10 protein-coding genes are annotated in these 15,246 nt (G+C 71.1%); 8 read left to right on the top strand and 2 right to left on the bottom strand.

Going from position 1 to position 15,246, the window contains the following annotated elements:
- The first annotated feature begins 25 nt into the window (after nucleotides 1–25).
- Together OF819_RS13735 and hflX are read left to right on the top strand one after the other, a co-directional pair.
- Nucleotides 26–1,549: a M1 family metallopeptidase gene (locus tag OF819_RS13735; RefSeq protein WP_267243768.1), complete on the top strand. Its 1,524-nt coding sequence runs from the start codon at nucleotides 26–28 to the stop codon at nucleotides 1,547–1,549.
- Between the two features lie 190 nt (nucleotides 1,550–1,739).
- Nucleotides 1,740–3,242, top strand: coding sequence for a GTPase HflX (gene hflX, locus OF819_RS13730; RefSeq protein WP_267243767.1), 1,503 nt, complete (start codon nucleotides 1,740–1,742; stop codon nucleotides 3,240–3,242).
- Nucleotides 3,243–3,377: 135 nt separating this feature from the next.
- On the opposite strand, the gene OF819_RS13725 is transcribed toward hflX, so the two are convergent.
- A complete protein-coding gene (locus OF819_RS13725) occupies nucleotides 3,378–4,553 on the bottom strand; it encodes a trypsin-like serine peptidase (RefSeq protein ID WP_267243766.1) in 1,176 nt (391 codons plus the stop codon).
- A 347-nt stretch (nucleotides 4,554–4,900) separates the two neighbouring features.
- Between OF819_RS13725 and OF819_RS13720 the strand changes: the two genes are divergently transcribed.
- From OF819_RS13720 to OF819_RS13700, 5 genes are all read left to right on the top strand, one after another.
- Nucleotides 4,901–6,274 carry a diaminobutyrate--2-oxoglutarate transaminase family protein gene (locus tag OF819_RS13720; RefSeq protein WP_267243765.1) on the top strand — a complete coding sequence of 458 codons (1,374 nt, stop codon included), beginning with the start codon at nucleotides 4,901–4,903 and terminating at the stop codon, nucleotides 6,272–6,274.
- A gap of 40 nt (nucleotides 6,275–6,314) precedes the next feature.
- Nucleotides 6,315–8,258 carry an IucA/IucC family protein gene (locus OF819_RS13715; RefSeq protein ID WP_267243764.1) on the top strand — a complete coding sequence of 648 codons (1,944 nt, stop codon included), beginning with the start codon at nucleotides 6,315–6,317 and terminating at the stop codon, nucleotides 8,256–8,258.
- Nucleotides 8,259–8,326: 68 nt separating this feature from the next.
- The gene (locus tag OF819_RS13710; protein WP_416370529.1) at nucleotides 8,327–9,079 is read left to right on the top strand and encodes a GNAT family N-acetyltransferase; all 753 of its coding nucleotides are present in this window, start codon (nucleotides 8,327–8,329) and stop codon (nucleotides 9,077–9,079) included.
- 225 nt (nucleotides 9,080–9,304) lie between these two features.
- Nucleotides 9,305–11,071, top strand: coding sequence for an IucA/IucC family protein (locus OF819_RS13705; protein WP_267243815.1), 1,767 nt, complete (start codon nucleotides 9,305–9,307; stop codon nucleotides 11,069–11,071).
- A 73-nt stretch (nucleotides 11,072–11,144) separates the two neighbouring features.
- A complete protein-coding gene (locus tag OF819_RS13700; RefSeq protein ID WP_267243763.1) occupies nucleotides 11,145–13,148 on the top strand; it encodes an ATP-dependent DNA helicase in 2,004 nt (667 codons plus the stop codon).
- A 185-nt stretch (nucleotides 13,149–13,333) separates the two neighbouring features.
- On the opposite strand, the gene lexA is transcribed toward OF819_RS13700, so the two are convergent.
- On the bottom strand, nucleotides 13,334–14,131 hold the full coding sequence (gene lexA / locus OF819_RS13695; RefSeq protein WP_267243762.1) for a transcriptional repressor LexA: 798 nt from the start codon (nucleotides 14,129–14,131) through the stop codon (nucleotides 13,334–13,336).
- A 554-nt stretch (nucleotides 14,132–14,685) separates the two neighbouring features.
- On the opposite strand from lexA, the gene nrdR reads away from it, so the two are divergent.
- A complete protein-coding gene (nrdR, locus tag OF819_RS13690) occupies nucleotides 14,686–15,198 on the top strand; it encodes a transcriptional regulator NrdR (RefSeq protein WP_267243761.1) in 513 nt (170 codons plus the stop codon).
- Nucleotides 15,199–15,246: the final 48 nt, after the last annotated feature.

Raw genomic sequence — 15,246 nt, 5'->3', positions numbered from 1 at the left:
ACCGGCGCGCTGATAGCCGTAGGGCATGCCGCACACCTCACCGCCGACCCGCCGGCCGCCCGCCCGCCACCGCCGCCGGCTGCGTGCCGCCCTGCTGACCGCGGCCGCGGCCGCCCTCGTCGCCGCCGCGCTGCCCCAGCCCGAACCGCTCGGCATCGGGGACCCGCTCTTCCCCCACCTCGGCAATCCCGGCTATGACGTGGTCGCGTACGACATCGCCTTCACCTACCACGGCAGCAATGCCAAGCCCCTCGACGCCATCACCAAGATCGATGCCCGGACGACGCAGCCGCTGGACCGCATCAACCTCGACTTCACCCATGGGACCGTCCGCAGCGTCGAAGTCAACGGCGCCCCGGCCGAATTCGCCGCCGCGGGCGAGGACCTGGTCGTCGAGCCCGCAGCGCCCCTGACCCCCGGACAGTGGCTGCACATCACCGTCGACCACACCAGCGACCCCCGCGGCGACAAGAACGCCGGAGGCTGGGTGCGCACCGGCGACGGACTGGCCATGGCCAACCAGGCCGACGCCGCCCACCGCGTCTTCCCCTGCAATGACCACCCCGCGGACAAGGCGTACTTCACCTTCCGCATCACCGCCCCCAAGGAGCTGACTGCGGTGGCCAACGGCGTGCGCACGGCGCGCACCGCCACCGGCGCGGGAGACGACATCACCTGGTCGTACAGCAGCGGCCACCCCATGGCCACGGAGCTCGCCCAGGTCTCCATCGGCCGCTCCGCCGTCCTGACCCGCACCGGACCGCATGGACTCCCGGTGCGGGACGTCGTGCCCGCCGCCGACGCACAGAAGCTGGAGCCCTGGCTGAAGAAGACCCCCGCACAACTGGCGTGGATGGAACGGAGGGTCGGTCCGTATCCCTTCGAGACCTACGGCGTGCTGATCGCCGACGCCCGCACCGGATTCGAGCTGGAGACACAGACGCTGTCCCTGTTCGAGCGGGTGCTCTTCACCGATCCCGGATTCCCCGAGTGGTACGTCGACTCGATCATGGTGCATGAGCTGGCGCACCAGTGGTTCGGCAACAGCGTCTCCCCCCGCCGCTGGTCCGACCTCTGGCTCAACGAAGGCCACGCCACCTGGTACGAGTCCCTGTACGCGGAGGAGCACAGGGGCTACACGCTGGAGCGGAGAATGCACTACGCGTACACGCAGTCCGACATCTGGCGTGCCCAGGGCGGACCGCCCGCCGCACCCGAGCCGGCCTCCCCCGGGAAGAAGCTCAGCCTCTTCCGCCCCGTCGTGTACGACGGGAGCGCCCTGGTGCTCTACGCGCTGCGGCAGGAGATCGGCGAGACGGCCTTCGACCGGCTGCAGCGGGAGTGGGTGCGTGCCCACCGGGACGCCACGGCGAGCACCGCGGACTTCACCGCGCTCGCTTCCGACATCGCCGGACGCGACCTCTCGCGCTTCTTCCGGGACTGGCTCTACGGCAAGCGCACCCCGCCCATGCCCGGCCACCCCGACTGGAAGGCCGAGCCCGTCACCGCCGCCCGGCAGCCCGCCGAAGCCCTTCCGGCAGCGCACTGAAACCCGGATGACGGGCCCGGCCGGGGCGTGGGACCATCGAGGTGTCGGCGACACGGCCGGGCCCTGCGGGCCCGCCGCCCGGGCAGCCCGGGTTGTGCCCGGGAATCATCCGGCCATGTCACACGTTGTGACGGACACAACGGCGACGACCGTCGCCGCCACTCGACACCCCCATCGACGTAAGGATCCAATGACCTCCTCTTCATCCCCTTCCCAGGACGAGCAGCGCTTCGCCCAGACTCCCGGCGCAAGCCGTCGCTCCGAGAGCCTTCGGGCCGATGCCCTGATGGAAGAGGACGTCGCCTGGAGCTACGAGATCGACGGAGACCGGGACGGCGATCAGCTCGACCGCTCCGAGCGCGCCGCGCTGCGCCGCGTCGCCGGCCTCTCCACCGAGCTCGAAGACGTCACCGAGGTCGAGTACCGGCAGCTGCGCCTGGAGCGCGTGGTGCTCGTCGGCGTATGGACCTCGGGGACGGTGCAGGACGCGGAGAACTCCCTCGCGGAGCTCGCGGCCCTCGCCGAGACGGCGGGCGCTGTGGTGCTCGACGGCGTCATCCAGCGCCGCGACAAGCCGGACCCGGCCACGTACATCGGCTCGGGCAAGGCGCAGGAGCTGCGCGACATCGTGCTGGAGTCCGGCGCCGACACCATGGTGTGCGACGGTGAACTGAGCCCCGGCCAGCTGATCCACCTGGAGGACATCGTCAAGGTCAAGGTGGTCGACCGCACCGCCCTGATCCTCGACATCTTCGCCCAGCACGCCAAGTCCCGAGAGGGCAAGGCGCAGGTCGCCCTGGCCCAGATGCAGTACATGCTGCCCAGGCTGCGCGGCTGGGGCCAGTCGCTGTCCCGGCAGATGGGCGGCGGCAGCGGCGGCATGGCCACCCGCGGCCCCGGTGAGACCAAGATCGAGACGGACCGGCGGCGGATCCGCGAGAAGATGGCGAAGATGCGCCGGGAGATCGCGGAGATGAAGACCGGCCGGGAGATCAAGCGGCAGGAGCGGCGGCGCAACAAGGTGCCGTCGGTCGCCATCGCCGGTTACACCAACGCCGGAAAGTCCTCACTGCTCAACCGCCTCACGGGCGCGGGCGTCCTGGTGGAGAACGCGCTGTTCGCCACCCTCGACCCGACCGTGCGGCGGGCCGAGACGCCCAGCGGCCGGCTGTACACGCTGGCCGACACCGTCGGATTCGTCCGGCATCTGCCGCACCATCTGGTCGAGGCGTTCCGCTCCACCATGGAGGAGGTCGGCGGCTCCGATCTCATCCTGCATGTGGTGGACGGGTCGCATCCGGCTCCGGAGGAGCAGCTCGCTTCCGTGCGTGAAGTGATCCGCGAGGTGGGCGCGGTGGACGTGCCCGAGATTGTGGTGATCAACAAGGCGGACGCGGCCGATCCACTCGTGCTGCAGCGGCTGCTGCGCGTCGAGCGGCATGCGATCGCGGTCTCCGCACGCACCGGCGAGGGCATCGGCGAGCTGCTGGCGCTGATCGACGCCGAACTGCCGCGGCCGCAGGTCGAGATCGAGGCGCTGCTGCCGTACACCGAGGGCGCACTGGTCTCGCGGGTGCACGTGGACGGCGAGGTGATCTCCGAGGAGCACACCACGGAGGGCACACTGCTCAAGGCCCGTGTGCACGAGGAACTGGCCGCCGCGCTGGCCCCGTATGTGCCGGTGGCCGGCTGACGTGTCCCGGCAGCAGGCCGAGCGGCTCCGCTGAACGCACAGAGTCTGCAGGCACAAGGCCCGCGCTCTCGTACCTGAGAGCGCGGGCCTTGCGCTGTCGCGGTGTACGGCGGGAGAGTGCCGTCCGCCGGGGTGTTACCGGCCCGCGAACTTCTCGCTGACGGCCGTGTAGACGCCCTCGGCCTCCTTGCCCAGCCGCGGCCCCGCCAGCCAGCCGGCCGTCACCGGGCCGATGGAGGTGTTGGACACCAGAGCAGGCCTGCCGTCCCGGCCCTTGGCGACCCAGCCGCCGCCGGACGAACCGCCCGTCATGGTGCAGCCGATGCGGTACATCGTCGGCTCGTCCGCCTTGATCGACAGTCGGCCCGGCTTGTCGGAGCACTGGTACATGCGCTGACCGTCGAACGGCGGCGCCGCCGGGTAGCCGGTGGCGGTCATGGCCGCGATGTCCGGGGCGGCCGGCGCGTCGAACTCCACGGGCAGCGCCGAACCGACCGTCTCCTCCAGCGACTTGCCGCTGCCGCCCTTCTCCGGCGTCACATGGATCACCGCGAAGTCGTACGGCGCGCCCTGACCGCCGGTCGTCGCACCCTCGGAGATCCACTGCTCGGAGGTCTGCGCCCAGTCGCCCCACCAGACGCCGAATGGAGCGATCTCCTCCTTCGGCGTGTTCTCCAGCTCGGCCGTGGGCCTGGCGTTGTCGTTGTACGACGGCACGAAGGCGATGTTGCGGTACCAGCCGCCCTGCTTGCCCGCGTGGACGCAGTGGCCCGCCGTCCACACCATATTGGACTTGCCGGGGTTGGCCGGGTCCTTGACGACGGTGGCCGAGCAGACCATGGAGCCCTTCGGGCCGTCGAAGAACAGCTTGCCCGCCTCGGGGACGCCTGCGTGGTACGGAGCCTTCACCGGCCGGGCGTCCACGGGCTCAGGCGTCGGGTCCGTGACGCCCCCGTCATCGGGGATGTCGTCCTCGACGGGCTCCTCCGGCAGCGGGTCGGCCTCACGCATCCGGTCCGGGTCCCACAGGTCCTCGATGATGGGGTTGACGAAGTCCTTGGCCTCACGCAGCCAGGTGTCCTTGTCCCAGTTCTTCCACTCGCCGTTCTTCCACTTGTCCAGATCGATCCCGTGCTCTTTGAGCTTGTCCTTGAGATCGTCCGGGATGGTGATCTTCTGATCGGCGGGCTGGCTCGCCGGCGCGCTCGGCTTGTCGCCGGCCACGTCTTCGCTCGGACCGCACGCGGTGGCGGTCAGCGCCAGCACGGCGGCCGTGGAAACCGCCGCCAGCGTCGGGCGAATGGGTCGCATCTCGTGATCCCCCTGGGACTTCAGAACGGACGTCAGAAATCTGTTCGCTGCGTTCACCGTCGAACGCGCACAGGCGCATCCCGGCCGATGTGTGTTCACGGCCGGGATGCGGCCCCCCACTATGCCGGTGCCGACAGGGACGGCACGCGGCAGGTCCGCGGTTCCGGTCCGACAGTGCAAGATCTTTGAAGGATCTTCGAATGATCTTCGGATGACCCGTGATCCCCGAGGCCCTCCGTCGTTGGTACGTACGGGGGAATGGGAGTTCACCCCTCGCCCCCGTCGCCTGGGTGTGTCGGCACCGCGCCGCCGGGCGGCGCACCTGTCATCGCGGGAGGACGAACACCGTGGCCGTGACCGAACCTGCCCCTGCCGCGCCCCCCGCGGCACATGAGGGGATTCTGCGCAGGCAGTCGCTGCGTGAGTCCGCCGCCCGCACCTATGCCCGCTCGCTGCCCATCGTTCCCGTCCGGGCCAGAGGGCTGACCATCGAAGGCGCTGACGGACGCCGCTATCTCGACTGTCTGTCCGGGGCCGGCACGCTGGCCCTGGGCCACAACCACCCCGTCGTCCTCGAAGCGATCAAGAAGGTCCTCGACTCCGGCGCCCCGCTGCATGTCCTGGACCTCGCCACCCCCGTCAAAGACGCCTTCACCACCGAGCTGTTCGCCACACTGCCGGGTGAACTCGCCGCCGACGCACGCATCCAGTTCTGCGGCCCTGCCGGCACGGACGCCGTCGAGGCCGCGCTCAAACTCGTGCGCACCGCGACCGGCCGCGAGGGGCTGCTCGCCTTCACCGGCGCCTACCACGGCATGACCGCCGGGGCGCTCGACGCCTCGGGAGGAGCCACCGATGTACGGGTGACGAGGCTGCCGTTCCCGCACGACTACCGCTGCCCCTTCGGCATCGGCGGCGAGCGCGGGGCCGAACTGGCCGCCCGCTGGACCGAGCACCTCCTCGACGACCCCAAGGGCGGTGTGCCGTCCCCGGCCGGAATGATCCTCGAACCGGTCCAGGGCGAAGGGGGCGTCATCCCTGCCCCTGATGAGTGGATGCGCCGGATGCGCGCCCTCACCGCCGCCCGCTCCATCCCTCTGATCGCCGACGAAGTCCAGACAGGCGTCGCCCGCACCGGCACCTTCTGGGCCGTCGAGCACAGCGGCGTCGTCCCCGATGTGCTGGTGCTGTCCAAGGCCATCGGCGGTTCGCTGCCGCTCGCCGTGATCGTCTACCGCTCGGAGCTGGACGCCTGGCAGCCGGGCGCCCACGCGGGCACCTTCCGCGGCAATCAGCTCGCCATGGCCGCAGGCGCCGCCACCCTGGCCTTCGTGCGCGAGAACGGCCTCGCCGACCGCGCCGCCACACTCGGCGCCCGGATGCTCGGCCAGCTCCAGGGGCTGTCCGTCGCCCACCCCAGCATGGGGGACGTGCGCGGCCGCGGCCTCATGATCGGCGTCGAGCTGGTCGATCTGGACGCCCCGGCCACCGACGCCGCCGCCCCGCCGCCCGCGCCCGCCCTCGCCGCCGCCGTACAGCAGGAATGCCTGCGCCGCGGGCTCATCGTCGAACTGGGCGGACGGCACTCCAGCGTCGTCCGCCTGCTGCCTCCCCTCACCCTCACCGACGAGCAGGCCACAGCCGTCCTCGACCGCTTCGCCGACGCCTTGGCCGCCGCGGAGAGAACCGCCCCGAGACCCGACAGCGGGCAGTCGTACTGACCCCGGCCGACATCGCACGCGACAGCACAAGGAAAACCCCGTGAACTCCACCCCCTCGCCTGATGTGCCCGAGCCCGACGGCCGCCCCGCCTCCCGCGCCTCAGGAGCGAACAGACTCCGCGGACACCTGGCCGTCGAGACGGTGACGGTGCCCCGACAGCAGTCGGGAGGCCATGCCGACGACTGCCTCCCCTCCGCCGGCCGGGAATCCTCCGGCCCCGCCGCCGAGACCACCCTGCCGGCCCCCGCCGCCCCGTCGGCCGATGACCCGCTCGACCACCCGGACCCGCACCGCGCGGCCGACGCCGCCGGAGTCGAGAACCTGCTCCGCTGCTGGGTACGGGAGAACGACCTCCCCCAGCCCGAGGGCGGCCGCCTGCGCCTCACGCTGAAGGCGGGCGGCGGCGCGCTCCTCGTCCCCGTCCGCTACTGGTCTCCCACCGGCTGGCACCGCTTCGACCCGCCCGTTCTCGAAGGCAGTCCCCGAGACGCCCCACCCGTGGACGCCGTCACCCTCGCCGCCCTCCTCGGACGCGAGTCCGGCCGACGTGAAGGCGGCGTCGAGCTGGTGGGCCGGGTCGCCGACTCCGTACGCCGTACGGCGGAGTTCATCGCCGACCGCAGGGCCAGCCCCGCCCCGCGCCCCGCCGCGGACCTCTTCCTCACAGCCGAGCAGTCGCTGCTGCTCGGCCACCCCCTGCACCCCACACCCAAGAGCCGCGAAGGGCTCTCCGACACCGAAGTCCGCCGCTACTCACCCGAGCTGCACGGCTCCTTCCCGCTCCACTGGATGGCCGTCGACCGCTCCGTCCTGGCCAGCGCATCCGCCTGGACGGAAAGCGGCCGCACCGTCCCCGCCGAACAGCTCATCCACAGGCTCTGCGGCGAACTGCCCCACCCCGAAGGCGCCGTCCCCCTCCCGCTGCACCCCTGGCAGGCCCGCGACCTGCCGCACCGCCCGACCGTCGCCGCGCTCCTCGACGCCGGGCTGCTGCACGACCTGGGCCCCCACGGCGAGCCCTGGCACCCCACCTCCTCGGTGCGCACCGTCCACCGGCCGGGCGCCCCCGCCATGCTCAAGCTCTCCCTCGGCGTCCGGATCACCAACTCCCGCCGTGAGAACCTCCGCAAGGAACTCCACCGCGGCGTCGAGGTCCACCGGCTGCTCCGCACCGGCCTCGCCGAGCAGTGGCGCGCCGAACACCCCGGCTTCGACATCGTGCGCGACCCCGCCTGGCTGGCGGTCGACACCGGCGACGGCGAACCCGTCCCCGGACTGGACGTCCTGCTGCGCCACAACCCCTTCGGGCCCGCGGACGACGCCGTCTGCATCGCGGGCCTGACCGCCCCCCGGCCCTGGCCGGGCCGGACGGGCATGCACTCCCGGCTCGCCGGCACGGTGCGCGCCCTCTCCGCCCGCACCGGCCGGCCCGTCGGCGCCGTCGCCGCCGAGTGGTTTCTGCGCTACCTCGACCAGGTGGTGCGCCCGGTGCTCTGGCTGGACGGCGTCGCGGGCATCGCCCTCGAAGCCCACCAGCAGAACACCCTGGTGCTTCTCGACCCCGACGGCTGGCCCGCGGGCGGCCGCTTCCGCGACAACCAGGGCTACTACTTCCGCGAATCCCGCCGCGCCGACCTCGACCGACGGCTGCCCGGCGTCGGCCGGGACAGCGACACGTTCGTCTCCGACGCCGTCACCGACGAGCGCTTCGCCTACTACCTCGGCATCAACAACGTCCTCGGTCTCATCGGCGCATTCGGCGCACAGCACCTCGCCGACGAGCGGGTGCTCCTCGCCGCCTTCCGGCAGTTCCTCGCCTCCGCCGCGGACCTGGGCTCACCGCTGCCCGCCCTGCTTCTCGACGCGCCCACCCTGCGCTCCAAGGCCAATCTGCTCACCCGGCTGCACGGCCTTGACGAACTCATCGGCCCCGTCGACACCCAGTCGGTGTACGTCACCATCGCGAACCCGCTCCGTTCCTGAAGGAAGACACCCTGCGGCCGCCGCCCGCCGGCGCCGGCCTCCCCACGTGAACACAAGGAGAGCCCACCGTGCCTCCCACCGATGCGAGCACCGACACGGGCCCCGGCGCCGGCTCGGGCCCCGGCCCCCAGCTCGGCGACGGCGCCGACGACACCCTGGATCTGCGGCTTTCCGACGAACTGCTCGCGCTGTTCCGCGAGGACGAACTCGCCTCCGTACCAGCAGACGCCGACACCGGCCCCGGCTCCTCGGATCTGCTGGACTCCCTCGCCGCATGGGGCCCGGTCGCCACCGCGGCCGGACGGTTCCAGCTCGTCCCCGTACGAATGGAACGCGACCTGCCGCTGATCACCCGCTGGATGAACGACCCCGCCGTGGCCGCCTTCTGGGAGCTGGCGGGGCCCGACTCCGTGACCGCGGCCCATCTGCGCGGCCAGCTTGACGGCGACGGGCGAAGCATCCCCTGCCTCGGCGTCCTCGACTCCGCCGCCATGAGCTACTTCGAGATCTACCGCGCCGACCTCGACCCGCTCGCCCGTCACTATCCGGCCCGGCCGCATGACACCGGCATCCATCTGCTCATCGGGGGCGTCGCCGACCGCGGCAGGGGCATCGGCTCGACCCTGCTCAACGCCGTCGCCGACCACATCCTCGACCACCGCCCCCGCTGCACCCGCGTCATCGCTGAGCCCGACCTGCGCAACACCCCGTCCGTCTCCGCCTTCCTGAGCGCCGGATTCCGCTACTCCGCGGAAGTCGACCTCCCCGACAAGCGAGCCGCCCTGATGATCCGCGACCGAGCCCTGCGCCATCTGCTGTGAACGACCCGCTGATCCACGTATCCGGCATACCCCGCTTATCCGCATCGGTTTTCCACCCGAGGAGTCCCCGTGCCGAAGACCTCAGCCACCCATGACTCCACCGACTCCACTGACTCCACCGACTCCGCTGACGTCGCCGGTTCCGTGCCGCCACCCCACGCAGCCCCCGCGCCTCCTGCGACTCCAGCGGCTCAGCCCGCGGCCGTCCCGCAGCCGCCCACGGCCCTGTACGCCCCGCCCGGCCTGAACCAGCAGGCATGGGAGCGTGCGGCCCGCCGGCTGTTCGCCAAGATGCTCGGCGAATTCGCCTATGAAGAGATCATCGAACCTGTCCCCGTGCCCGACCGCGCCGGCCAGTACCGCCTCGCCCTGGACGACGGAGCGGCCCTGACCTTCCGCGCCCGCCGCGGCGTCTACGACTGCTGGCGCGTCGACCCGCACTCCATCACCGAGGCGGGCAGCCCCTTCACCGACCCGCTCGCCTTTCTCGCCCGCGCCCGCACCCTCCTCGCTCTCGACGGCGCCACCCTCGGCCACCTCCTAAGGGAGCTCACCACCACCCTCCTCTCCGACATCCGCCTCGACCACGGAGCGCTCAGAGCCGCCGAGCTGGCCGAACTGGAATACGCCGACATCGAAGGCCATCAGACCGGCCACCCCTGGCTGGTCCTCAACAAGGGCCGGATCGGCTTCTCCGCCACCGACACCGCCCGCTGGTCACCCGAAGCCCGCACCCCCGCCCGGCTGCCGTGGATCGCGGTCAGCCGCCGCATCGGCGTCTACCGCGGCGTCCCCCGGCTGGCCGCCCCCGAGGACCTCTACGCGCACGAACTGGACCCGTCCGTCCGCACCTGTTTCGCCACCGAGCTGCGCGAGGCGGGGTGCGACCCGGACGCCTATCTGTATCTGCCCGTCCACCCCTGGCAGTGGGACGAGGTGCTGCTCCCCCTGTTCGGCCCCGCCATCGCGGCGGGCGACATCGTCCCGCTCCCGGCAGACGGGGACCGTCGGCTGCCGCAGCAGTCGATCCGCACATTCGTCAACGCCGACCGGGCCGACCGGCACACCGTCAAGCTGCCGCTGTCGATCCTCAACACCCTGGTGTGGCGCGGGCTGCCCACCGAGCGCACCAGGGCGGCGCCCGCGGTGACCTCCTGGGTGCACAGCCTCCGCGACGCCGACCCCTTCCTGCGCGACACATGCGGAGTGATCCTGCTCGGCGAGGTCGCCTCGGTCACCGTCGAACACCCGCAGTACGACCAACTCCCCGAAGTGCCCTACCAGTACAAGGAACTGCTGGGGGCCATCTGGCGCGAGCCGCTCCAGCCGCAGCTCGCACCCGGCGAGCGCGCGCGCACCCTCGCCTCCCTGCTGCACACCGACCCACAGGGACGCGCGTTCGCCGCGGAGCTCGTCGAGCGCTCCGGACTCGCCCCCGCCGACTGGCTGCAGCGGCTCTTCGCCGCTCTGCTGCCCCCGCTGCTGCACTTCCTCTACCGCTACGGCACCGTCTTCTCCCCGCACGGCGAGAACGCCATCGTCGTCTTCGACGACCGCGATGTACCGGTCCGGCTCGCGATCAAGGACTTCGTCGACGACGTCAACATCTGCGCCCAGCCGCTGCCGGAGCACGACACGATGCCCGACGAGGTACGGCGCGTCCTGCTCACCGAAGAGCCCGCATTTCTCACCCAGTTCATCCACTCCGGGCTCTTCGTCGGGGTCTTCCGCTTTCTCGCCCCCCTGTGCGAGGAGCAGCTCGGGGTGCCGGAGGACGCCTTCTTCTCCCTCGTACGGGCCGAGATCCTCCGCCACCAGCAGCGTTTTCCGGAGCTCAAGGAGCGCTACGAACTGTTCGATCTGCTCACCCCGCGTATCGAACGGCTCTGCCTCAACCGCAACCGGCTCCACCTCGACGGCTACCGGGACCGCGCGCAGCGCCCCCACGCAGCCGTGCACGGCACCGTCCCCAACCCGCTCGGCGCGTGCTGATGGGCCGGATCCGGATGCTCGGTAGGTGCTCCCCGACCGGGCTGTCGGCGCCGCACCGTAGGGTGGACGGCCTATGACGAAGCCATCCCTCTCCGAGCTCCTCCACGCCGCCGTCACCGCCGTCGGCGGCACGGAGCGCCCCGGCCAGGCGGCCATGGCCGACGCCGTCGCGGAAGCCATCGACGACGGCTCCCATCTGCTGGTCCAGGCGGGCACCGGCACCGGCAAATCGCTCGGCTATCTCGTACCGGCGCTGGCACATGGAGAGAAGGTGGTGGTGGCCACGGCCACGCTGGCGCTGCAGCGTCAGCTCGTCGAGCGGGATCTGCCCCGCACGGTCGACGCGCTGCACCCGCTGCTGCGCCGCCGTCCCGATTTCGCCATGCTCAAGGGCCGCTCCAACTATCTGTGTCTGCACCGGCTGCACGAGGGCGCGCCACAGGACGAGGAGGAGGGGCTCTTCGACGTCTTCGAGTCCGCCGCGCCGACGAGCAGGCTCGGCCAGGACCTGCTGAGGGTGCGCGACTGGGCGGACGAGACGGAGACCGGCGACCGCGACGATCTCACCCCAGGCGTCTCCGACCGCGCATGGTCGCAGGTGTCCGTCTCCTCCCGCGAATGCCTTGGCGCGTCGAAGTGCGCTTACGGGGCGGAGTGCTTCGCCGAGGCGGCCCGGGAGCGCGCCAAGCTCGCCGAGGTGATCGTCACCAATCACGCCCTGCTGGCCATCGACGCGATCGAGGGCGCGCCGGTGCTTCCGCAGCATGAGGTGCTGATCGTCGACGAGGCGCATGAGCTGGTCTCACGGGTGACCGGCGTCGCGACCGGAGAGCTCACCCCCGGCCAGGTCAACCGCGCGGTGCGGCGTGCGGCGAAGCTCGTCAACGAGAAGATCGCCGACCAGCTCCAGACGGCCGCGGAGGGCTTCGAACGGCTGATGGAGCTGGCCCTGCCGGGCCGTCTGGAGGAGATCCCCGAAGACCTCGGCTATGCCCTGATGGCGCTGCGCGACGCGGCCCGCGCGGTCATCTCCGCCCTTGGCGCCACCCGCGACCAGTCAGTGCAGGACGAGGACGCGGTGCGCAAGCAGGCCCTGGCCGCGGTGGAGACCATCCACGATGTGTCGGAGCGCATCACCCAGGGCTCCGAGTACGACGTCGTGTGGTACGAGCGCCATGACCGCTTCGGCGCCTCGCTGCGGGTAGCGCCCCTGTCCGTCTCCGGGCTGTTGCGCGAGAAGCTCTTCGCGGAGCGTTCGGTGGTGCTGACCTCCGCCACGCTGAAGATCGGCGGGGATTTCAACGGCGTCGGGGCGTCTCTCGGCCTGGCTCCGGAGGGCGCCGAGGGCGAAGGCGTCCCCCGGTGGAAGGGCGTGGACGTCGGCTCTCCCTTCGACTATCCGAAGCAGGGCATTCTCTATGTCGCCAGACATCTGGCGCGACCGGCGCGGGACGGCGAGCGCGGCGACATGCTGGATGAGCTGACGGAGCTCATCCAGGCAGCCGGCGGCCGCACGCTGGGCCTGTTCTCCTCGATGCGGGCGGCACAGGCCGCGGCCGAGGAGCTGCGGACGCGGATTCCGGAGTACCCGATTCTGCTCCAGGGGGAGGAGACCCTCGGTGAGCTGATCAAGAACTTCGCCGCGGATCCTCAGACCTGTCTGTTCGGCACGCTGTCGCTGTGGCAGGGCGTGGATGTTCCTGGGGCGAGCTGCCAGCTGGTGGTGATGGACAAGATCCCCTTCCCGCGCCCCGACGACCCGCTGATGAGCGCCCGTCAGCGGGCCGTGGAGGAAGCGGGCGGCAATGGCTTTATGTCGGTGGCCGCGACGCATGCGGCCCTGCTGATGGCTCAGGGGGCCGGCCGTCTGGTGCGCGCCACGGGCGACCGGGGCGTCGTCGCGGTGCTGGACCAGCGGCTGGCGACAGCCCGGTACGGCAGCTTTCTGCGCGCTTCACTGCCGGACTTCTGGTACACGGTGGACGGCAATCAGGTGCGGCGCTCCCTGGCGGCGATCGACGCCGCTGCGAAGGAGGCCGCTGCGAAGGAGGCCGCCGCGAAGGCGGATGGCGCGTAGGCCGCCGGTCGTTCTGATAGGCCGCCGGTCGTTCTGGACGCCCGGTCGCCCCGGTTCGCTGGTGCCCCACAGGGCGGTCGCCATGGGGTCTCCGCTGGGATACAGCGGGGCTCTGGGCTTGGATACAGCGGGGCCCCGGGACCGGCGCAGTGGGTCCCGGGGCCCGGTCGAGGGCCCGGCGTTGGTCACACGCGCCGCAGCACGGCGACGACCTTGCCGAGGATGGTGGCGTCATCACCGGGAATGGGCTGATAGGCGGCATTGTGCGGAAGCAGCCAGACATGGCCGTTCTCCCGCTTGAAGCGCTTGACCGTGGCTTCGCCGTCCAGCATGGCGGCCACGATGTCGCCGTTCTCCGCGACGGGCTGGCGGCGGACGGTGACCCAGTCGCCGTCGCAGATCGCTGCTTCGATCATGGAGTCGCCGACGACCTTCAGGACGAAGAGCTCGCCGTCGCCGACGAGCTGGCGGGGGAGCGGGAAGACGTCTTCGACTGATTCCTCGGCGAGGATCGGGCCGCCGGCCGCGATCCGGCCGACGAGGGGCACATAGGAGGCGGCGGGCTTGCCCGTGGTGTCGGTGGGCTGGGTGCTGGGCTGGTCAGAGCCCCGTACCTCATAGGCCCGGGGGCGGTGCGGGTCCCGGCGGAGAAAGCCCTTCCGCTCCAGGGCCATCAGCTGGTGGGCGACCGAAGAGGTGCTGGAAAGCCCCACCGCCTGGCCGATCTCTCGCATCGACGGTGGGTATCCACGGCGCTGCACGGAGTCACGGATCACTTCGATCACACGCCGCTGCCGATCGGTGAGGCCGGAGCTGTCGGCGCGGATGCCTGGAGGTCGACCGGGCAGCGAACGTGCAGGTCGTGGCGGTTCTGTCCCCTCCGGGGTCGTGGCAGCGTTGTTCATGGCATGCACCGGCTCGTATCGGGTCTGCTGGGAGCGGTCCTGGGCAGTGATGGCGGCACTGTCTGCGGTGGTGGTCACGTCGGCCCCTCTCGAATGGTCTCCCTAGCTGGACAACGGTAGTTGGTTTCGAAAGGTTGCGCCAAACACACGTTCGAGTGAAAAATCGCAGATTGGCTGACGTGAACGCCTCGCTGGGTGTATGTGCGAACGATCGGCTCGCACGGCACGCCGGGCCGCCGCGCCGACCCCGCGGTGTCGTTACGGACTGTGATGGGCTGTGACGGCCGGCGGGGTCGGTCCAGGGGGGACGGCCTCCAGTCTGACATCCGTCACCCCTGAGTCGGTGCAGCGGTGCGTCGCCCGCTACTCTCATGGCCGGTCTCCGGTGGATCCGGCGAGGTCCAGAACCGCTCCCGGCGGCGTCGCGCGACCGGTCGCGCATTGCGTGCCCACGCGACACGCGATGTGCGCCCGAAGCTCGACCAAGCCCTAGATGTAGTGGTTGAGTTACCTCGGCAGCCCACAAGTTGTGGTCCACGGTTGGTTATCGCCTATGCTGGGGGCTGCTTCGAAGGGCTGCGACCGCCCTGGCGAGGCCATTTCATCGTGCTTGTGAGGGAGGGTTGGGAGCCATGCACTGCCCCTTCTGCAGGCACCCGGACAGCCGTGTCGTCGACAGCCGCACCACGGACGACGGCACGTCGATCCGCAGACGCCGTCAGTGCCCCGACTGCTCCCGCCGCTTCACCACGGTGGAGACCGCCTCACTGATGGTGATCAAGCGCTCCGGCGTCACCGAGCCCTTCAGCCGTACCAAGGTCATCTCCGGTGTGCGCAAGGCATGCCAGGGGAGGCCGGTCACCGAGGACGCCCTCGCCCAGCTCGGCCAGCGGGTCGAGGAGGCGGTGCGCGCCACCGGCAGCGCCGAGCTGACGACCCACGACGTGGGTCTGGCGATACTCGGCCCCCTGCAGGAACTCGACCTCGTCGCGTACCTGCGTTTTGCATCGGTCTACAGAGCCTTCGACTCACTGGACGACTTCGAGGCCGCCATCGCGGAGCTCCGTGATCAGCGGCCGCCCGCAGAGGAGAGCGGGGCCGGCGAACCCCTGGAGGTTCCGGCGCCCGCCACTGCCGCCGACTGAACAGCCCCGGCCGCTTCCGGCCGGGATGTGCAGCAGTGACGGCGGCCG

Source organism: Streptomyces sp. PR69, assembly GCF_026420845.1.
Classification (GTDB): Bacteria; Actinomycetota; Actinomycetes; order Streptomycetales; family Streptomycetaceae; genus Streptomyces.
This window is presented reverse-complemented; position numbering and strand designations above follow the sequence as displayed.

Bases quoted from the DNA above. Each gene is read 5' to 3' on its own strand.
- OF819_RS13735 (WP_267243768.1), top strand. From the start codon at position 26: ATGCCGCACACCTCACCGCCGACCCGCCGGCCGCCCGCCCGCCACCGC.
- hflX (WP_267243767.1), top strand. From the start codon at position 1,740: ATGACCTCCTCTTCATCCCCTTCCCAGGACGAGCAGCGCTTCGCCCAG.
- OF819_RS13725 (WP_267243766.1), bottom strand. From the start codon at position 4,553: ATGCGACCCATTCGCCCGACGCTGGCGGCGGTTTCCACGGCCGCCGTG.
- OF819_RS13700 (WP_267243763.1), top strand. From the start codon at position 11,145: ATGACGAAGCCATCCCTCTCCGAGCTCCTCCACGCCGCCGTCACCGCC.
- nrdR (WP_267243761.1), top strand. From the start codon at position 14,686: ATGCACTGCCCCTTCTGCAGGCACCCGGACAGCCGTGTCGTCGACAGC.